23 protein-coding genes are annotated in these 18,680 nt (G+C 33.9%); 7 read left to right on the top strand and 16 right to left on the bottom strand.

Going from position 1 to position 18,680, the window contains the following annotated elements; genetic code table 11:
• Positions 1-90 precede the first annotated feature (90 nt).
• The 4 genes from B2C77_RS11475 (at position 91) to B2C77_RS21680 (ending at position 2,891) form a co-directional block, all read left to right on the top strand.
• On the top strand, positions 91-492 hold the full coding sequence (locus B2C77_RS11475) for a gamma-glutamylcyclotransferase family protein (protein ID WP_077703751.1): 402 nt from the start codon (positions 91-93) through the stop codon (positions 490-492).
• A gap of 116 nt (positions 493-608) precedes the next feature.
• Positions 609-1,106, top strand: a complete 498-nt coding sequence (locus B2C77_RS11470; RefSeq protein ID WP_077703748.1) for a GNAT family N-acetyltransferase — start codon at positions 609-611, stop codon at positions 1,104-1,106.
• A gap of 336 nt (positions 1,107-1,442) precedes the next feature.
• On the top strand, positions 1,443-2,735 hold the full coding sequence (locus B2C77_RS11465; protein ID WP_141130718.1) for a helix-turn-helix domain-containing protein: 1,293 nt from the start codon (positions 1,443-1,445) through the stop codon (positions 2,733-2,735).
• A 15-nt stretch (positions 2,736-2,750) separates the two neighbouring features.
• Positions 2,751-2,891, top strand: a complete 141-nt coding sequence (locus tag B2C77_RS21680; protein ID WP_164085524.1) for a hypothetical protein — start codon at positions 2,751-2,753, stop codon at positions 2,889-2,891.
• A gap of 943 nt (positions 2,892-3,834) precedes the next feature.
• Here B2C77_RS21680 and B2C77_RS11455 read toward each other — a convergent pair.
• Entirely contained in the window at positions 3,835-5,379 is a 1,545-nt protein-coding gene (locus B2C77_RS11455) for an FAD-dependent oxidoreductase (RefSeq protein ID WP_077703740.1), read from the bottom strand.
• A gap of 268 nt (positions 5,380-5,647) precedes the next feature.
• Between B2C77_RS11455 and B2C77_RS11450 the strand changes: the two genes are divergently transcribed.
• Complete coding sequence (locus tag B2C77_RS11450; RefSeq protein WP_077703737.1) at positions 5,648-5,917, top strand: acylphosphatase; 270 nt, start codon at positions 5,648-5,650, stop codon at positions 5,915-5,917.
• 174 nt (positions 5,918-6,091) lie between these two features.
• Here the strand turns inward: B2C77_RS11450 and B2C77_RS11445 are convergent, their stop codons facing one another.
• The 12 genes from B2C77_RS11445 to B2C77_RS11390 all read right to left on the bottom strand — a co-directional run bounded on the left by B2C77_RS11445 (position 6,092) and on the right by B2C77_RS11390 (position 13,974).
• A complete protein-coding gene (locus tag B2C77_RS11445) occupies positions 6,092-6,331 on the bottom strand; it encodes a DUF362 domain-containing protein (RefSeq protein WP_073004058.1) in 240 nt (79 codons plus the stop codon).
• Between the two features lie 300 nt (positions 6,332-6,631).
• Complete coding sequence (locus B2C77_RS11440; protein WP_077703734.1) at positions 6,632-6,838, bottom strand: DUF6501 family protein; 207 nt, start codon at positions 6,836-6,838, stop codon at positions 6,632-6,634.
• Between the two features lie 41 nt (positions 6,839-6,879).
• Positions 6,880-7,854 (bottom strand): peptide-methionine (R)-S-oxide reductase MsrB, encoded by a 975-nt coding sequence (gene msrB, locus B2C77_RS11435; RefSeq protein WP_237342733.1) that lies wholly within the window; start codon positions 7,852-7,854, stop codon positions 6,880-6,882.
• Positions 7,855-7,930: 76 nt separating this feature from the next.
• The gene (gene vrrA / locus B2C77_RS11430) at positions 7,931-8,488 is read right to left on the bottom strand and encodes a VrrA/YqfQ family protein (RefSeq protein WP_077703729.1); all 558 of its coding nucleotides are present in this window, start codon (positions 8,486-8,488) and stop codon (positions 7,931-7,933) included.
• 370 nt (positions 8,489-8,858) lie between these two features.
• Entirely contained in the window at positions 8,859-9,713 is an 855-nt protein-coding gene (locus B2C77_RS11425; protein WP_077703727.1) for an NmrA family NAD(P)-binding protein, read from the bottom strand.
• A gap of 20 nt (positions 9,714-9,733) precedes the next feature.
• Entirely contained in the window at positions 9,734-10,312 is a 579-nt protein-coding gene (locus B2C77_RS11420) for a TetR/AcrR family transcriptional regulator (protein ID WP_237342731.1), read from the bottom strand.
• 347 nt (positions 10,313-10,659) lie between these two features.
• Positions 10,660-10,875 carry a YozE family protein gene (locus B2C77_RS11415; RefSeq protein WP_077703724.1) on the bottom strand — a complete coding sequence of 72 codons (216 nt, stop codon included), beginning with the start codon at positions 10,873-10,875 and terminating at the stop codon, positions 10,660-10,662.
• A gap of 16 nt (positions 10,876-10,891) precedes the next feature.
• Complete coding sequence (tatC, locus tag B2C77_RS11410) at positions 10,892-11,650, bottom strand: twin-arginine translocase subunit TatC (RefSeq protein ID WP_077706893.1); 759 nt, start codon at positions 11,648-11,650, stop codon at positions 10,892-10,894.
• A gap of 144 nt (positions 11,651-11,794) precedes the next feature.
• Complete coding sequence (tatA, locus tag B2C77_RS11405; protein WP_077703721.1) at positions 11,795-11,998, bottom strand: twin-arginine translocase TatA/TatE family subunit; 204 nt, start codon at positions 11,996-11,998, stop codon at positions 11,795-11,797.
• A gap of 15 nt (positions 11,999-12,013) precedes the next feature.
• Positions 12,014-12,223 carry a twin-arginine translocase TatA/TatE family subunit gene (locus B2C77_RS11400; protein WP_077703718.1) on the bottom strand — a complete coding sequence of 70 codons (210 nt, stop codon included), beginning with the start codon at positions 12,221-12,223 and terminating at the stop codon, positions 12,014-12,016.
• 282 nt (positions 12,224-12,505) lie between these two features.
• A complete protein-coding gene (locus B2C77_RS11395) occupies positions 12,506-12,994 on the bottom strand; it encodes a dihydrofolate reductase (protein WP_077703715.1) in 489 nt (162 codons plus the stop codon).
• 23 nt (positions 12,995-13,017) lie between these two features.
• On the bottom strand, positions 13,018-13,974 hold the full coding sequence (locus B2C77_RS11390; RefSeq protein ID WP_077703712.1) for a thymidylate synthase: 957 nt from the start codon (positions 13,972-13,974) through the stop codon (positions 13,018-13,020).
• A gap of 186 nt (positions 13,975-14,160) precedes the next feature.
• On the opposite strand from B2C77_RS11390, the gene B2C77_RS11385 reads away from it, so the two are divergent.
• The gene (locus tag B2C77_RS11385) at positions 14,161-15,168 is read left to right on the top strand and encodes a C40 family peptidase (protein ID WP_077703709.1); all 1,008 of its coding nucleotides are present in this window, start codon (positions 14,161-14,163) and stop codon (positions 15,166-15,168) included.
• A gap of 82 nt (positions 15,169-15,250) precedes the next feature.
• Here B2C77_RS11385 and B2C77_RS11380 read toward each other — a convergent pair whose 3' ends face one another.
• From B2C77_RS11380 to B2C77_RS11370, 3 genes are read right to left on the bottom strand one after another with little or no spacing between them, the layout of a single operon-like run.
• Positions 15,251-15,772 (bottom strand): GNAT family N-acetyltransferase, encoded by a 522-nt coding sequence (locus tag B2C77_RS11380; RefSeq protein WP_077703707.1) that lies wholly within the window; start codon positions 15,770-15,772, stop codon positions 15,251-15,253.
• Between the two features lie 3 nt (positions 15,773-15,775).
• Positions 15,776-16,390: an HD domain-containing protein gene (locus B2C77_RS11375; protein WP_077703705.1), complete on the bottom strand. Its 615-nt coding sequence runs from the start codon at positions 16,388-16,390 to the stop codon at positions 15,776-15,778.
• A complete protein-coding gene (locus B2C77_RS11370; RefSeq protein WP_077703704.1) occupies positions 16,390-18,060 on the bottom strand; it encodes a formate--tetrahydrofolate ligase in 1,671 nt (556 codons plus the stop codon). The genes B2C77_RS11375 and B2C77_RS11370 overlap by 1 nt, the downstream gene beginning before the upstream one ends.
• Before the next feature lie 315 nt (positions 18,061-18,375).
• On the opposite strand from B2C77_RS11370, the gene B2C77_RS11365 reads away from it, so the two are divergent.
• The gene (locus B2C77_RS11365; RefSeq protein WP_021291310.1) at positions 18,376-18,576 is read left to right on the top strand and encodes a cold-shock protein; all 201 of its coding nucleotides are present in this window, start codon (positions 18,376-18,378) and stop codon (positions 18,574-18,576) included.
• Positions 18,577-18,680: the final 104 nt, after the last annotated feature.

Genomic DNA, 18,680 nt, shown 5'->3' with positions numbered 1-18,680 from the left:
AGAAAAATTTAAAAATTTGTGCAGTTAAGACTTAATTACCACAACATTACAAAATTATTTTGGTATAATTTGTATAAAAGGGAGAATGTAATGACAACTTATTACGTATTTTGTTATGGTACATTACGAAAAAATCAAGCTAACCATCATGTATTAAGCGGAGCAATTTGTATTTCAGAGTATTGTTGGGTAAAAGGGACACTGTTTGATACGAAAAGAGGCTATCCCGTCTTACATAAGATCGATAAATTGGATGCAGTGTATGGTGAGCTGTACCAAGTTGATAAAGCTGGATTACATCTTTTAGATGAACTGGAAGGATATACAAGCTGTGAAGCAAATGATAACTTGTATGAACGCATGATACAAACTGTCTTTACAAAGCAGGGGGAATTGGACGCATTTGTGTATATAGAAGGAAAAAATCAATCTATGTGTGAAATGTATATTAAATCTGGAGATTGGAATACCTATTGTTCGCAGGAACAGTAATTTTTAGTGTTTTTGAGTGAAAGTAGGAACTGTTTCATAAAGATAAAAAAATAATTTTACATTTAGACAAAACAGTAAAGCATTTATTTCTAAGATAAAAGAGAAGGGGTGAATACATGGAAATGCCAATAAAATTTATAGAAGGAAGGCGTATATATCTTCGTCCGATTGAAGATGAAGACGAAGACGTCCCCATGTTGTATGCAAATCTTTGGGATCATGAAGAAAGACGGTTTACAGGAACACAAGCTAAATTTAGTCTTAAAGGTGTAGAACAGTTTATTACCTCTGCTGCTAATGATCAGACTAGAATGGATCTGTTAATTTGTCTACAAGAGAATGATCTATGCATTGGCGATATAGCAATGAGTGATATTGACTGGCAAAATAGACATGCTTCCGTACGAATTGCTATATTTAACAAAGCATATTGGGGTAATGGATATGGGACAGAAGCAATGGAACAATTAATAAACTATGGATTTGAACAATTAAATTTACATCGAATAGAATTAGAGGTCTTTGACTTTAATACAAGAGCAAGGAAATCGTATGAAAAACTAGGGTTCAAACAAGAAGGGATTCGACGAGAAGTATTGTTTTATGATGAGTAGTTTTTTCATTAACAGCAAATAATAAAGCTTATAAAGAAAGGTTCTTGTTGGTTAAAAGACAGAAAAACAATCAAAATAATCAGATCTATCACTGGTGCAGGTTTATTTAACATATTTTTATCTTGAATTATTTTTAAAGTTGTAACTTAAACATGCTTTTTCTTGTTTTAGGTATAAAAAGGATTCATTACCGCAATTTTCCTATATGAGGAAAACTAATTAATTAATCATAGCAATTCGTTATGAAATTAGTTAAAAAATCTAATTATTTTCCCAATAGGCATTTTTGGGATTTATGTTACAATTATACTAGATACATAACAGATTAATGGGAGATTGGTAGGTGATAAATTGATAGATATAGGTTCTATTATCAAATTACAGCGAACCAAGCGCAATATGACACAAGAGGAATTGTCAGAAGGCATTGTTTCATTATCCTACTTATCAAAAATAGAAAATAAGAAGACAAAAGCTAGTCCTGAAATTATTCAATTGCTTTGTAACCGATTAGAGATTGAGCTTACGGAAAAGCTAGATGTAGAAATTGAAGAAAAATGTCAAGAGTGGTACGGAATGCTTTATGACCGATTCGATAAACAGAAAATATCAGAAATATATGAAGAATTGCAGCAGTTGCTGGGCCGAAGTATTAATGATCAGACACTCATGTTTGAGATTCATAAAATTCGTTATTACTGTATTATGCGGGATCTTAAAAAAGCATTATGTAAAATTAACGAACTCCATGAGATGGCAAGTTCATTTAACCCTATACATAAATATTATTGGCATAAATTTCAAGGAAACTATTACTCATTTAAAACGTACCACCATCAAGCTATACAACATTATAAATTAGCAGAAGAAACTATCAGTTTTGCAAATATTCAAGAACATGAAACAGCAGATCTGCAATATATCATATCTATAGAACATAGTAAATTATGGAATGATCTTGAGAGTATTGAATATGCAAAAAAGGCAATGGGAATTTTTCAAAAAAACTACAATTTTATTCGCTGTGCTCAATGCCATATCCTATTGGGGATTGCGCACCATAGAATTAAGAATTTAGATAAGGCTACCAAAAATTATAACTTGGCATTACAATTGGGAGAATTAAAAAACAATGAAGATGTAGTTCATCTAGCACATTACAATCTGGGTTACCTGCATTCAATAACTGGAAATTCAGAAAAAGCAATCGAACATTATCTAATTGCAATACAAAATAATAACTTTAAAGAAAAAACTAAATTAGTATCCCTAATTCGATTAATTCAAGAGTTTTATTTAGTTGGGGATTATAAAAAAGCCAAGAACTATTTGGATCAAACAACATTAGTTTTGAAAACATATATTAATGATTATAACGAATATACTGATGATTTACACGACTATGTTATCAAAGTATATACACATTTATTAAATGGAGAAACTAAACAATTTATATCTGTATTAGCTAATGATTTTATACCTTACCTAGAGAAAAAAAGAAATTATGAGTATTTAGCTTTTTATGCAAAAATGTTAGGTAACCATTTAGAGAAAAGTGGTAAGTATAAAACATCTTTACAATATTATAAATTAGCTAATAGCAGTTATGAGAAATTATTTAATTTATAAAGGAGGAGAAGGAAAGTGAAAAAAACAGTCTTAAAATTATTAGTTTGTGGTACATTTCTTATAGGTGGTTTGGTATTTTTAAATGTTCAATATGATCAGACAGCAACACTTCAACCTAATCCTACATTAAACCCAATTGAAGTTGAAAAGTCTTAATAAAATAAAGGTTATTTTCTATTAAAATTTAAAAATGCTCCTTTTTTGAAGAAAAGATCATTATACATTTATGTATGCAAATTTATTTTTAATTTTTCACGCACCCCAATTGTCACAGAAGTCTTCTATTTTAGAAGACTTCTGTGTTTTTTATCAATAATTAGAGTAGAAGGCTGATTATTTGCTTATCTTTCTAGAAAATTTAAAAGCGTTAGCATTTATGTTAATATTTATATCAAGTATTATGTATTATCGCCAACTCAAATTGCTTAAAAAACAAAGAAGGCTCACTAAGATTGAAAAAGCAATGGATGTAATTACGATGACCGCAACGTTTACTTTTGCATTTATATATATTCTGCTTATTATAGGAACATAAGCGGTAATTTGCACTTAAAGGTCTTATTATAATTATTAACTCTAAATTCTATATTCTATTTGCATCAACATTTACAGAAAGTTATATGTTTGTGACCGCTAAATTGGGATGGTACAGTTTTCAATTAATAAATTGATACACTTTTTCTTCAAATAAAACGACAATGGGATCAGCAGATTTATTTTCCAATTAAGTGTGGCATATTAAAAAGCAAAAAATGTGTCATTGGATTTGTCTTAATTAAATTGATAGAACAGAAACTAAATCCTATTTTTCAATTTCTGATTATGAAAAGTTTCGGAGAGCAGGTGTAGGCAAATCAGTCGCTATAGATGTGTTTCGTTTACATAAGGGGAATTGGGAAGTTTCCCAAATAGAAAAAATAAACCAGCGAGGGGAAGAAGCAATTATAGTGCTTTTTAAAATACTGGTTTACATAATATATATTATCGGAAGTTACTGGGAAAACAGTTATTTTTATCTCAATTTTAAAGTATTCTCTTGATATTGAGACAAGAATAAAAATTACTATGAGCTATTAAATCTCATAGTAATTTTTATTCTTCACTTTAATTTATTTGGATCGATATGTTTTAAAGGTTTGTTCGCAGGTCCATTCAAAACTTCGCCTGTATATGAAAATCTTGAACCATGACACGGACAATCCCAACTGCGTTCTCCGGAATTCCATTCGACTTCACATTTTAAGTGTGTACATGTTGTATCAACAATATATATTTGGTTTTTCTTGTCTTTATAGACACCAGCTCGATTTCCATTAATTCGTGTAACGGTTGCTTGATCTGCTTGCAATTGATTAATATCCAAATGGTTATTCGTATTATCTAATTTTCCTTTCACCATCTGCTTAGCTGTATCTGTATTCGTTTTCACAAACTTTTTTATCGTGGGATCTGCTTTAAATCGGGCCGGATCAAAAAGTTTCGTATACTCACTTGCTTTGTTAACAATGATCTTTGTTAGCATATTTGCAGCAGCGGTGCCGTTCGTCATTCCCCACTTACGGTACCCTGTCGCAACGAGTATGTTAGGTGTTGAACTTTTTATACGACCAATATAAGGAACTTTATCCAATGTTGTTAAATCCTGCGCTGACCAGCGAAAATCATATGATGCTACTTCAAAGTTTTCATTCGTAAATGATTGTAATGCTTTAAAATGTTCGTGCATAGGTTTACCTTGGCCAGCTTTGTGATTTTCCCCACTTATTAACCATAAATCTCTTCCCTTCCATGTTGTAGTGCGAACAGATCTTGTTGGTGATTCTGCATTAATGTACATTCCACCAGGATACTTTTCCTTAGATTGCATCGCCAGCACATAAGCACGTTCTGCGTACATTCTAGTAAAATAAAAGCTGTCTCGATCATAAAAAGGAAAATGAGATGCAGCAATAATATAATCACACTTTATACGATGACCATCTTTCGTTATAATGGAGGGGTTTGAGCGATCACTTTCAATATCTACAGCTACTGTATTTTCATAGACCGTTAACCCATTCCTTATACTTTCTTTTAGTAATTCGCTTAAGTACTTTAACGGATGAAATAGAGCTTGATTCTTCATTTGTAAAGCTAATTTCATCGGAAATTTTAGGGGGGTATCCTTTGTTATTTCACTCTCAATACCAATTTGGTCATAGGCATCCTTTTCTTTTTCTAAATCACGCTTCCAAGAATCTAGATTGGTGTAAAGAAAAGCATCTTCATGGCAAAAATCGCAATCTATTTGTAGATCATTTATATTGTTTTCAATTAATTGCTTAGCCTCATCCATAGCTTTATAATAAAGAGTAGCTTGTTCTATACCAAAGTGCTGTATAAGCTCATCATAAATCAGACCATGTTGTGCAGTAATTTTAGCTGTTGTATGACCCGTTGTTCCTTTTAAAATTGGATTCGCATCAATTAATGTAACTTTTACATTTTTTTTAGATAATAAATATGCTGTTGTAATTCCGGTTATTCCTCCTCCAACGATCCCAACTTCTGTTTGAATGGAGGTATCTAAGGATGGATATTTAGGTATTGTAGATGTTTCACGCCAAAATGATTGTGAGTGATTCGGCAAGTGGTTATCAACCATCATCTTCACTCCCTTTCAACATTTTTTATTTTATTTATCGAGGTTGTTCAAAAAGTGCATTAAAATGGGGCATTACTGAGTGCGCTACTTTGCTTCTCTTGTTTAATAATGTTTTCTATATGGGATTAGATAAGACACAGAAAAAATCCAAGCTGAAGTCATATCTATTCCAAATGTACTAACTAGTATGAACATGAAAATTAGGTTTTAATCGAAAAATATGTTTAAACTTTAGTATAAAGGGATAATTGTAACTGAGGTGATAAGTATGCGTATACATGCGATTTTTCATGGAAGAGTGCAAGGCGTGGGTTTTCGCTATTCTGCTAAACAGAAAGCTCTTGAATTAGATGTTCACGGATGGGTGAAAAATAAGGAGGATGGCACGGTTGAATTAGAAGCTGAAGGCAATGAAGCTCATATAAGAAAGTTTATGGGCGCTTTAATAAACGGATTGAATCCCTTTATTAAAGTAACTCATATTGATCAAAAATTACTTTATAATGAAGCTGGTTATTCAACTTTTTCTGTCAAATAAACGTAGTGCATTTCATTTTTGTAGAAGCTTTGCTAATTGGCCAAGACTTAATTAACAAAATTTAAAGAAATGTGAGTTTAAGTCTTTAAAACAAATTGTAACAAAATGAAGAGTTTACGTGCTATTTAGATACAAATAAGCAAGCTGAATGATTACAGCTTGCTTATTATTCATTTATTGTTCTTCAAAAAACTTGCGATTTAAAGCTATATATTCTGTTTCCTCTTCAGGAACTTCATCCTCCATATAAATTGCTTCTACAGGGCATACAGCTTCACATGCACCGCAATCTATACATATATCAGGGTCAATATAAAACATATCTTTTCCTTCTTCTATACAATCAACAGGGCATACTTCCACACATTCTCCCGATTTTTCTTCTTTACATGGTGATGTAATTACAAAAGCCAAAACGGCTCTCCTCCTTCTTGAATCCATTAAGACGAATGTTATTATGTAGTTATTTATTATTGTACTAATTATTATAACGCATTTGCTATAAAAAATGAAAGCAATATCGTAAGTGAAGTAATTCAATACTGGGAATTTCAAACATTAATTAGTAATGCTGTGGTTTCTAACTCAAAAAATAACCACTCATAACTTAACTAGTTTGTTTTTGTGGTTATTTTTTGCTAGTTGTCAACAAGCGTTGGTTTACTTTAGCAAAAAGTCACTACGAGTAACTAGTCATTTTATAAACTTTTCTTGTTAATTTACTTCTTCAAAATATTCTTTTCGAAATCCGCCGATGCGTTTACTGTTATCAATAATAAAATAAAACTCATCTGTTTCATTTTTTACATCATATATCTTTCCAGGTGTTAATTTGTTATTCACTACAAACTTTTTTGCATTTGCATGAACACATTTTAATTGCTTAATCGATTTTTGGTTTTCCCAATTTAAATGAATCATTTTTTTACTCCTTTTGTTTACATAATATTATTGTAGTTAACTCAATCAGTGAATAAGGTTACATATTCTCCATAGCCTTCTTCGACCAACTTATCTTTTGGGATAAAGCGCATAGCAGCAGAATTCATACAATAACGAAGGCCTCCTTGATCTTTGGGACCATCTTCAAATACATGTCCCAAATGCGAGTCTGCCTCCTTACTGCGGATTTCTGTACGTATCATTCCGTGCGATATGTCCGTTTTCTCTGCAATGTGGTAACGGTCTATAGGCTTAGTAAAACTTGGCCAACCGCAACCAGCATCATACTTATCCTTAGATGAGAATAATGGTTCACCAGAAACGATATCTACATAAATCCCTTCTTCTTGTTTATCCCAATATTCATTTTGAAATGGTGGTTCTGTGCCATTTTCTTGGGTCACATGATATTGTATAGGTGTAAGCTTTTGTTTTAGTTCATTTTGATCGTATCTGTTTTTCCAATGCTTCTTAATAAAATCCTCTCTACCTGAACCCTTTTTGTATAGACGATAATGAAAGCCTTGCTTCTTATAATAATCCTGATGGTGTTTTTCTGCAGGATAAAAGGTTTTGGCAGGGACAATTTTAGTCGCAATTGGTTTAGCAAATTTTTCACTAGCTTCTAGTTCCTTTTTGGAAGCTTCTGCTTCTCGTCTTTGCTGGTCTGTATGATAGAATATCACCGTTGTATAAGACTCACCACGGTCATTAAATTGACCATGAGGGTCTGTTGGATCTATCTGTTTCCAGAATGTATCCAATAACTTTTTATAGCTAATAATACTTGGATTAAATTCAATTTGAACTGCCTCCACATGTCCTGTTGCATTAGAACATACTTCTTCATACGTTGGGTTCTCCACAGACCCTCCTGTATATCCAGCTGTAATTCGGATAATTCCAGGACGTTGATCAAACGGCTCTACCATACACCAAAAACATCCTCCAGCAAAGGTTGCATATTCTTTTACTGTAGCTGTAGCATTCATCATTTTCATCCCCTTCTTAGACGCATTTTCTTCTATTCTTCACTTTATAGAAGAAAAAATCAAGTTAGGAGCATTTAAATTAAATAAATAACTTTGGTACAGACTTTCCAATCTGTTGATTATCCTCTTCTTGCTTCCCTGCTGAATCTTCTGCTTGAACAGTACTTGTATTTAATAAATCATCATCAGAAGGTGCTTCCGTATTGCCTTTCTCTGTATCTTCTATATCTTCATCATTAAATGAATTAAAAGCTTTCATCATCCGATACATCCTAGGCAGATTCTTTACCATTGGTCCGTATTCTTGCACAATAGGAGCTGCGTTTTGTACAACATTTAATACTTGCTGAACATTATCCAGTGCGCCACTTAAGCCACCAACCCCTTTGCTTAAAAATCCACCACCAACATTATTTACACCGGCTTGTGGTTGAAAAAGGCTCAATAAGTTTTGTAATTTCCCTCCTTTAGGAAATGATTGTCCCCCTGGCAGAAGCCCCCCAGAGAAAGGACCAGATGGAAATGGTGCGCGAGAAAAACTTTGTTGAGGGGTAAAGGCTCGCATATTTGGTCTCATAGGAGGACCTTGCTGCATATGAAATGGGAAATTAGCCGATTGATTTGGCGAAAATACCATATGATCATACTCCTTTCTTTAAGTAAATCACCTATCAATAGTGTACGTTAAGTTATAAAAATAGTGTAGGCTCAGCTGTAATCAAATAAACGAAAAACATCATTCATTAATTTGATGCTCAATCAATTCACTAAATAAAATATTTCCCGGGCAACCGCACATAATTACAGTTTTCTTAATGTACTCTCCTTTACTTGCCGAATATTGCTGAAAAACAGCATTAAAACAAGTGTGCTAATAATTTAATCAAACGTTTGTTTGAAATTATCATACCGTTTTTAATGTCATCATGATGATAGCTTTGTCATCCCCCTTTAATTGAGTGTCCCGCACACTCAGTTCTTTCAAGTTATCTTTTAACCCTCTTCGTTTATTTAAAGCACTTGATATGTTTTCTTGAAAAATCTTCAAACGTACACGGTTGCTTCCCAGTTAATTTGGTGAAATCGGTGGTGATATGTTTTGCTGTACCTAATCGAGTCATGAAATATAGCGCAACTGTGACATTTACATAAGATTTATTCAGCCTTCTTTTTTTTAGATAATAATTTCTGTATCGCAAAAAACCTGGTTTTGCATAAGTAATTTTGCTTCCAGTAACCTTTGTAAGAATATCGGCTATTTGGTAATAATCAAGTGATTCTGACCCGGTAATGGTATGGGCTGTATTCTCATACTTGCCAGGATCGTGCAAAATAGTCGCTACAGAAAGAGCGATATCTTCTGCATCAATAAAACTCGTCTTGCTTTTCCCTGCTGGTATAAAAATTTGCTTTTTTTCTTTAATTTCAGCTGCGTGAATACCTGAGATATTCTGCATAAAGAACCCAGGGCGAATATGTCCATATGGTATACCTACTGACTCTATATATTTCTCCATTTTATGATGTGGTGGGATGGTGTTTCTTTCTATTCCCATAAGCGATAAGAAAGATACAAATTGAATATGATGTTGTTTCATTGCATCTATAAATGGGAACAGGTCATCTGCTTTACCTAGGTGTGGTGGGCGCATTAAAAACAAGCGATCTACATCATGAAGCGCCTGTTGATACGTCTTCAAATCTTGAAAATCTAAAATTACTTTTTCAACATCTCCTCCAAATAAATGGTTAAGCTTTTCTATATTGGTTCCAGCAGCCACAACATGTTCTCCCATTTGAAGAAGTTCACGAACCACATATTTTCCTACATTACCACAAGCGCCTGTTACTAAAACTTTCATAAGTATACCCTCTTTCTAAATTAATGACATTGTTGTAAAAGTAATGGAATTTGTTCAGCTACTAACAATAATGGTTCTGCACTATCCATTGTAAAGGATAGTAGAAAAGCTCCTTCAATCATTGAATTAATAACAATTCCTAATTCACATGCCCTATTTTGTGCTACTTTTGCTTGAATTAATTTTTCTGTAAATTGGTGTTGAAAACTGATATATGCTTCTTGGCACGCTTTTCTCAAAGGCTCACTAATTAAAGAAGTCTCCAGAGCTACAGATGCAATGGGAACTCCTTCAAGCCTGAATTGTTTCTGAAAGATTTCAGCTATTTTATAAATGAATGATTGAATTGCTTTTGTTGGATCATCTTCTTTATTTAAATTTTCTTGAATATTGATACGTATGAATTGCGCCGTTGCATAAACAGATTCGATTGCCAATTGTTCCTTTCCACCTGGAAAATAATAATATAAGGAACCTTTAGGCGAATGACTTTCTTCCACAATTTGCTTAACTCCAGTTCCATGATAACCTTGTAATTGAAAAAGGCGAGAAGCTGTTTGAATCAATTTCTCTTTTGTATTCATTTTTTTAGATTTCAATTTTAATCACCTCTTAATTATATCGATCGGTCAATATAATTTTAAGGCTGAGGTTTGTCAATGTCAACTTACAGCAGTAGAATCCTCTCTTTTAAGATATATAATTGCATCTCTTTTTTAATAGTAAGTTGCTAGACACGAATTCTTGCTATTTTTTTAATATAATAAGGCGGGTAAAGGATATTTTGCAACGAACACAAAATTTAAAAAAGCTTGAGCGATAAGCTCAAGCTTTTAGGAAGCCTTCAAAGCTCCCAGGGAATCCCCACCATCTAGTTAAGGGTACACAGTATACAATTTTAATATACTGTTAAATTTAACATAAAGATTTGACGCTACGCCAGTTTTTAATTATCCATAACGTACGCTTCCCACAATTCATCAAAAACCGTTAAAGCTGTTGGAAAAGGACTATTCCATTCCAAGTAATTACTTATTTCATTGTAGCTTGTAGCGTGTTTTGGGAAATGATGATCTTGGAATGCCCAATCCGCTAAATGTGATTGATCATCTGGTTGTTTTTTTCCTCTGTAAGTCATTAAATAATGATAAAAGGAGCGCAATTGGCCTCCTCCTTCCCTATAAATCAGCGTTGTTCATAAAAGCTTCGTGTTTTCGTTGCTTCTTTCGATATACGATGGAAGCTAAATTAATGCTTAGTTCATAAAGTAGAATTAATGGAACAGCAACAACAAGTTGTAAAACGAAATCTGGTGGTGTAACGATAGTGCCAATAATAATAAGAATAAAATAGGCATATTTTCTCGTTTTTCTCATAAATTGTGGCGTTAAAATCCCCAATGCTGTTAAAAACATAGCGATTACCGGAATTTCAAACAACACAGCAAATGGAAGTGTTACACGCAGTAAAAAGCGAAAATATTTATCTACTGTAAACATTTCATTAAACATACCGTCATTTAGTGAAAGCAAAAATGGAAGAATAAGTTTAATAAACATAAAATAGCCAAAGACCAGTCCACCAATAAACAAGAAAAATACAGCTGGTATATAAGCGATTGTTGCTTTTTGTTCACCTTTTGTTAATCCTGGCTTTACAAATAACCATATTTGCAAAATTAGAATGGGTAATGTAAATGCAATAGCAACTACAGATGCTAAAGTAAAATAAATCCAAATAATCTCACCGGGACTAATGACGGTAAGTTTAAAGGATAAATCTTGCTGGAAAAAATCATATATATCCGTTGCAAAAACAAAACCAACTATAAAAAACAAAATAAAAAAAATTGCTGTTACAATAATTCGATTTCTTAGCTCAGAGAGATGGCCTGTTAAATTCATTTCTTTATCTTCTGTTGGTTGATTGTCAGACATCATGTTACTCCCCCTACTGCCCCGCATTAAGAGCTTTAAGCTATAAATGTATAAAATGACTATGTGAAAGACTATGTAAGTTCTCGTATAAGTGCTCATTTCACATAAAAGAAGATGTAAGGAGTTTCCTTACATCTTCGCTTGCTAATTTTTACTTGATGTAGGGTTTTCCTTCTTATCTGATGCGTTATCGTTATCGTCTGAAGCAATATCTTTTGTCGCATTTTTAAACTCTTTTAATGAGTTTCCGAATGCTTTACCAATTTCAGGTAGCTTCGATGGTCCAAAGATTACTAATGCAATAATTAAAATTAGAATAAGCCCTGGAATACCTATACTTTGAAACATTCTCCTCACTCCCCATTACCGATCATGATTATTGTTTGTAATTAGATCTTTTGTTTCTCTAAACTCATCTCTCACATCACTCGTTAAGTCATTAGTCGAGTTTTTAAACTCTTTTAAAGTTTGTCCAGCTGCTTTACCGATCTCAGGTAATTTTTTCGGCCCAAAAACAACTAAAGCAATGACCAATATTAAAATGAGTCCTGGGAAACCAATGCTAGATAACATTTTTCCACCCTCTTTAGATGATCTCTTCTTAAAAGTAATTATCCGGATCATAACTTATTTTTATATATGCACATCACTATTCTATAAGCGCTTTAAGTGTAACATGTTTTTCTATCGCAAAACAAGCTTCTAAGCATCCCTTATTATCCGCTTGTTTGAAGCAAAATTTAAATAGTATCAATTTTAATTTTTCTATTTTAAAGGAATGTATCGATGTATTATTAACCAAAGTTACATTAAATAGAAACACCTCAATTATACGTGCACATTGCAATCAATTCATTATTTTCTATCATATTGTAAGAAATAGTAATCATAAGGATTTTTATCGTCTTTTTCTCCTTTTACCTTTGAAGTTACCCCCCAATCCTGTTCAGAAAAAGAAGGAAAATATGTATCACCTTTAAAGGAATGATTTATCCACGTAATATACATACGATCTGCTTTCGGTAATATTTGTTCAAAAACATGTGCGCCACCAATAATGAAATATTCTTGTTCTGGATGCTCTTCATTCCACTGTAAAACAGTTTGTAAATCATGGATAACTTCAATATCTTTTGGGAAGTCCCTCTTTGTTTTGGTTAGTATTACATTTCTACGATTCGGAAGTGGTTTCCCTATTGATTCATATGTTTTCCTACCCATAATAACTGTTTGATTTATCGTTTTTTCTTTAAAAAAACGTAAATCCTTAGGCAAATGCCAGGGAAGGCCATTGTTTAAACCAATTACACGGTTTTTATCCATCGCTAAAAGTAATGATATCATTCGTAACAACAATCTCCTTTCCTTTATACAGCAATAGGTGCTTTAATTGTAGGATGAGGATCATATCCAACAATTCTAAAGTCATCTAATTCAAAATCAAAAATAGATGCTTTTTGTTGATTTATTTCTAACTGAGGCATTTGTTTTATATCTCGCGTCAGTTGTGTTTTTACTTGGTCCACATGATTCAGGTAAATATGCGCATCTCCAAGTGTATGCACAAACTCCCCTGGTTTTAAATTACATTGATGTGCAATTAGATAGGTTAGTAACGCATAACTAGCAATATTAAACGGAACTCCTAAAAATACATCGGCGCTTCGTTGATACAATTGACACGAAAGCTTTCCATCCGCTACATAAAATTGAAACAATGTATGACATGGCGGAAGCGCCATGGATGGTAAATCTTCCGGATTCCAAGCAGAGACAATATGTCTTCTGGAGTTTGGATTGTCTTTAATATTATCTATCACATCTTTTAACTGGTCAATGGTTTCATTTTGCGATGTTTTCCACTTACGCCATTGCTTGCCGTACACATTTCCTAAATCTCCATATTTCTTCGCAAAAGCATTGTCGGTTAAAATTTTATCTTTAAAAATTTCCATTTGCTCTTGATATTGTTTTTTGAAATTAGTATCTCCCTGAGAACGATTACCGAAATTACTCATATCGGGCCCAGAATAATTACTGCTAGTAACCCATTTCTCAAAAGCCCATTCGTTCCATATATTGTTATTATGCTCTAACAGGTAACGAATATTTGTATCTCCCTTAATAAACCATAGAAGTTCACTAGCCACTAAGCGAAAAGGCACCCGTTTTGTCGTTAATAAAGGAAATCCTTCCTCTAAATTAAAGCGCATTTGATGACCAAATACAGAATAGGTTCCTGTATTGGTTCTGTCCCCTTTTTTCGTGCCATTCGTCAAAATATGTTGGCATAGGTTTAAATAAGCTTCTTCACCAATGATCATAATTATTCCTCCAAACTACTCCATCTTATCTGTTTTATTGTAACATAAAAGCTTGACCCAATCATTTGTAATCAAAACGTAATTCATAACTAGCTGAAAACTACATATTTCTATTAATAGACCACATGACGCCAATTTGCCAAAAGTTGCTTGCATCAAGAGTGTAATTGGAGGGGAGTTCTGTGTATGAATAGAAATGTGGAAAAAATTATGAAAACATCTTTACTCTATGGCTTTGTAATGACGCAGCCTTTTGTAAATTATGTCGACGCATATCCTGAATTGCAAAATAAAATCTTATTTAAATCAGATCAGTTAGAAATTGACGAACACGGTGAGAGTGTTCGTTTGTTACAAAAAAAATTACATACATTATCGTATTTTGACCAACCAGTTGATGGAATGTCTGGATATTATACGAAGCATGCGATTAAAAATTTTCAAGCAAATCATAAGCTATCTATAAACGGAAATGCAAAAAAAGAGACATTAACAGCTATCGTAAAGAATGAGCAAAAACAATATAAACAGCAGTTAAAAACCTTTGCTAAAGAAATTCAGCCTGGTATGCATAACGAAAAAGTGAAACTTGTACAAAAATCCTTACAATATTTTGGGTACTATGAAGGTGAATTAGATGGCATATATGGCCCGCTAACAAAGCAAGCGTTAGAAATTGCTGAAAATAAGCATGACTTGAAATTGATCATAGACCCTCCACCCACACCAACAGAAAAACAACCAACATTATCTGCTACCAATAAAGAACCGAATACGGAACCAAAAGAAAAAACAAAACAAAAGACCGTTCAAAAACCTTCTTATACAGGTATAAATGGTTCAGGTATTGTAGAGAAAGCCCGATCCCAAATGGGAACACCTTATGTTTGGGGTGGAACATCTCCAGGTGGATTTGATTGCAGTGGTTTTATTCAGTATGTTTTTCAACAAGAAGGTATCACCATTCCACGTACAGTTAGTGAAATCTATAATTTTTCACAACCAATTTCTGAGCCATCTGTTGGAGATCTCGTTTTTTTTGAAACCTATAAGCCTGGTCCTTCTCATATGGGGATCTACGTCGGTAATGGTAGCTTTATACATGCAGGAGAATCGAGAGGTGTTGAAGTAAGCAAAATGAATAATTCTTATTGGCAAGAACGGTATTTAGGTGCTACACGTGTAAAGCAATGATTAGTCTTTATAAAAGAGCGTTTTTGCAAGCAGAATTCCTCCATTGCATAAAACGCTCAATCCTAGTTTTAAAAATAGCATGTCATACGATTTCTCTACCATTCTCCCATGAATAGTACATAAACTTTACTTTCTCACCATTCATAATAAATGAATCCGCATCTGTTTCTTCATAATGGAAACCATTTTTTTGTAACACACTTTGAGATGGAAAATTATTACTGGTTGTTTTAGCATGTATTTTTCTAATGTCCAATTTTATTACTTCTTTCATGAAAAGCTGTAAACCTTTTGTCGCAATTCCTTTTCCAGTGTAGGACTTTCCGATTCGATAGCCTAGCTCTCCTCGGCGTTGTTTATTTAAATCAACCACATTAATTCTACCTAATATGAAATCATGATCGTCTTTTATTAAATAAAAATGTGAAATTCCTAGGCTTTGTTCCTTTAAAAGTTGTTTATGTCTTGTTTGGAAATTTTCAGACATATAGTACGCATCCCCACGACTGGGCACCATCGTCTCAAAGAAGTAACGATTTTCCGCTTCAAACACTAGTAGAGCTTTTGCATCACTATCTTTTAGCTTAGTTAAACGAATATTCATTTTTTACCCCCTATTTTCTATGCTAGGGAAATTCCATTCTTGATAAAACTGTTCTAGGAATTGCTGCATGATGTGATGTCGTTCTTTTGCAATGGTTTTAGCGGTTGCTGTATGCAACTTATCTCGAATACGTAATAGCTTCTCGTAAAAATGTTGGATTGTATGATTGTCTAATTCCTCATGATAAAGATGGCGTTCTTTTGCCCCACCATAGCTAAAAGCACGAGCGATGCCAATCGCTCCAATAGCATCCAACCGATCAGCATCTTGAACGATTTTCCCCTCTAGGCTTACCGGAGTTTTCCCTTTACGAAAAGAAACATCTTGCATTGCTTGCTTTATTTTCTCTATTTGTTGTTTTGTTAAAGAAAGGCGATCAAGCAAATCTCTTATTTCTTGAATGACAACATGAGGATCTGAAAACAATTTTTCATCCCCAACGTCATGAAGCCAAGCAGCTGTTTCACAAATAAACGGATTAGCGTCTTCTTTTTCCGCTATATATTTTGCCAAACGAGCAACTCGCCTCATATGATAATAATCGTGACCAGTAATGTCATCAGAGAATAACCTGTATACAAAATGCTCTATCTCAGATAGTTGTTCTGCTGTTTGCATTAGAATAATCCTTTTGCTCGTCCATCTTCCCCTACATCCATTCCTAAAGCAGCCGGTTTGGCAGGAAGCCCTGGCATTGTCATCACGTCACCAGTTAAAGCGACAATAAATCCGGCCCCAATAGATGCTCGAAGCTCTCTAATTGTAATAGTAAAACCTGTTGGTCTCCCTAATAACGTTGGGTCATCTGATAATGAATATTGGTTTTTAGCCATACAGACAGGCAAATTACTCCAACCTTGTTCTTGGAAAAAACGTAATTGTTTACGGGCTCCCTTTGTTATTTCAATATCATCTGCCCCATATACTTTCTGAGCTACTATTCTTAATTTGTTTTCCAAGGACTCGTTTATGTCATATAAAGGTTGAAAAGAAGAATGAGAATTATTTGCTTTAGCGATTACTTTTTTAGCTAACTCTATTCCTCCTTTTCCTCCATGAGCCCATACAGTGGTTAGCGCAACATCATAACCTCGCGCTTCACACCATTGCTGAATAAATGATGTTTCCTGCTTTGTATCGGTTGGAAATTGATTAATTGCTACAACAAATGGTACATTGAAAGCCTGAATGGTTTCAATATGTTTCTGTAAATTATCCATGCCAGCCTCTAAAGCTGTGATGTTTTCCTCCATCAACCTATCTTTTGTAACGCCGCCGTGCATTTTTAGCGCACGTACAGTAGCGACGATGACAACAGCTGAGGTATCAATATTACCTGCATGAGATTTAATATGAAAATACTTTTCAGCTCCTAAATCCGCCCCAAACCCAGCTTCTGTTATTGTATAATCTGCCAATTTAGCCGCCATTTTTGTTGCAATAATGCTATTACAGCCATGAGCGATATTAGCAAATGGGCCGCCATGAATAATAGCAGGTGTGTTTTCTGTCGTTTGTACAAGGTTTGGTTTTATTGCGTCTTTTAATAACAGAGTTAATGCACCTTCTACTTTCAAATCGCTAACTGTGACAGGCTGATGATCGAATGTATAGCCGATAACGATTGAACGAAGCCTTTCTTTTAAATTTTGTACATCGGTGGCTAAGCAGAGTATAGCCATAATTTCAGATGCAACGGTAATATTGAAACCATCTTCTCGAGGAACTCCTTGTTTTGCTCCACCTAGACCAACAACGATCTGCCTTAGAGCGCGATCATTCATATCTACTACTCGTTTCCATTCAATCTTTCTTGGGTCAATTTGTAATTCATTGCCTTGATGAATATGATTGTCAATCAATGCAGCTAAAGCGTTATTTGCTGTAGTTATAGCATGAATATCCCCAGTAAAATGCAAATTAATATCTTCCATCGGTAAAACTTGGGAATAACCTCCTCCAGCTGCCCCACCTTTAATTCCCATAACTGGACCTAGTGAAGGCTCGCGAAGTGTAATAATTGCATTCTTTCTCATTTGGTTTAATGCTTGTCCAAGTCCAACCGTAACTGTTGATTTTCCTTCTCCTGCGGGTGTTGGATTAATTGATGTGACTAAAATGATCTTTCCGCTTTTCTTTTGTTTTAATTTCTCAAATAAGGTTGCTGACAGCTTAGCTTTTGAATGTCCATATGGTTCCCAATCCTCTGAAGTTAGTTGAAGTTGCTCTGCAATGTTATGTATTGGCTCTAACGGTGTTTGTTGGGCAATTTCAATATCCTTATTCATTATAGTATGACCCCTTTCAATTTGATGTTTAAGTAATCGTTTTCATTGCTTATTTAATACATTTAAATCATAACTGGAAACATAAAAAATGTCGAGTTATCGTCCTTACTTTCCTTGACGAAGTTACATAAATAAGCTATATTAGAATCAAGCAAAGAAGATGTACGGATTCATTCATGCAGGCAGCTTCCATAGAAGTGGGTGTAAAGTGATCCTACACTTCTATAGAGGCTGTCTATTTTTATGTTCTGTTATCTGCTTTGCATTACCACGTTTTTCAAAGGGAACGTGAAGCATTTTAGGAGGATTAATTAGATGGAAAACGGAGTAGTAAAATGGTTTAACGCTGAAAAAGGATATGGATTTATTCAGCAAGAAGAAGGAAACGATGTCTTTGTACATTACTCAGCAATTCAAGAAGAAGGTTTTAAAACACTTGAAGAAGGCCAAGAAGTTTCTTTTGATATCGTTGAAGGTGAACGCGGACCACAAGCAGCTAATGTTGTAAAAAAATAACGAACGTACCTCATAGATATAGCGGTAATCTTTTCGTTAGATTACCGCTTTTTTTGCACTATCCGCAGCTAATACTTGGTGACAAGCCAAGTTTTTCTAACGAA

Source organism: Virgibacillus dokdonensis (assembly GCF_900166595.1).
Taxonomy (GTDB): domain Bacteria; phylum Bacillota; class Bacilli; order Bacillales; family Amphibacillaceae; genus Virgibacillus; species Virgibacillus dokdonensis.
The sequence above is the reverse complement of the archived record's forward strand: the minus strand, read 5'-3'. Positions and strand labels throughout refer to the sequence as shown.

Excerpts from the sequence above, each read along its gene's own strand:
- B2C77_RS11475 (WP_077703751.1), top strand. The coding sequence starts at position 91 with ATGACAACTTATTACGTATTTTGTTATGGTACATTACGAAAAAATCAA.
- B2C77_RS11470 (WP_077703748.1), top strand. The coding sequence starts at position 609 with ATGGAAATGCCAATAAAATTTATAGAAGGAAGGCGTATATATCTTCGT.
- B2C77_RS11455 (WP_077703740.1), bottom strand. The coding sequence starts at position 5,379 with ATGGTTGATAACCACTTGCCGAATCACTCACAATCATTTTGGCGTGAA.
- B2C77_RS11450 (WP_077703737.1), top strand. The coding sequence starts at position 5,648 with ATGCGTATACATGCGATTTTTCATGGAAGAGTGCAAGGCGTGGGTTTT.
- B2C77_RS11440 (WP_077703734.1), bottom strand. The coding sequence starts at position 6,838 with ATGATTCATTTAAATTGGGAAAACCAAAAATCGATTAAGCAATTAAAA.
- msrB (WP_237342733.1), bottom strand. The coding sequence starts at position 7,854 with ATGATGAATGCTACAGCTACAGTAAAAGAATATGCAACCTTTGCTGGA.
- vrrA (WP_077703729.1), bottom strand. The coding sequence starts at position 8,488 with ATGGTATTTTCGCCAAATCAATCGGCTAATTTCCCATTTCATATGCAG.
- B2C77_RS11425 (WP_077703727.1), bottom strand. The coding sequence starts at position 9,713 with ATGAAAGTTTTAGTAACAGGCGCTTGTGGTAATGTAGGAAAATATGTG.
- tatC (WP_077706893.1), bottom strand. The coding sequence starts at position 11,650 with ATGTCTGACAATCAACCAACAGAAGATAAAGAAATGAATTTAACAGGC.
- tatA (WP_077703721.1), bottom strand. The coding sequence starts at position 11,998 with ATGTTTCAAAGTATAGGTATTCCAGGGCTTATTCTAATTTTAATTATT.
- B2C77_RS11400 (WP_077703718.1), bottom strand. The coding sequence starts at position 12,223 with ATGTTATCTAGCATTGGTTTCCCAGGACTCATTTTAATATTGGTCATT.
- B2C77_RS11395 (WP_077703715.1), bottom strand. The coding sequence starts at position 12,994 with ATGATATCATTACTTTTAGCGATGGATAAAAACCGTGTAATTGGTTTA.
- B2C77_RS11390 (WP_077703712.1), bottom strand. The coding sequence starts at position 13,974 with ATGATCATTGGTGAAGAAGCTTATTTAAACCTATGCCAACATATTTTG.
- B2C77_RS11385 (WP_077703709.1), top strand. The coding sequence starts at position 14,161 with ATGAATAGAAATGTGGAAAAAATTATGAAAACATCTTTACTCTATGGC.
- B2C77_RS11380 (WP_077703707.1), bottom strand. The coding sequence starts at position 15,772 with ATGAATATTCGTTTAACTAAGCTAAAAGATAGTGATGCAAAAGCTCTA.
- B2C77_RS11375 (WP_077703705.1), bottom strand. The coding sequence starts at position 16,390 with ATGCAAACAGCAGAACAACTATCTGAGATAGAGCATTTTGTATACAGG.
- B2C77_RS11370 (WP_077703704.1), bottom strand. The coding sequence starts at position 18,060 with ATGAATAAGGATATTGAAATTGCCCAACAAACACCGTTAGAGCCAATA.
- B2C77_RS11365 (WP_021291310.1), top strand. The coding sequence starts at position 18,376 with ATGGAAAACGGAGTAGTAAAATGGTTTAACGCTGAAAAAGGATATGGA.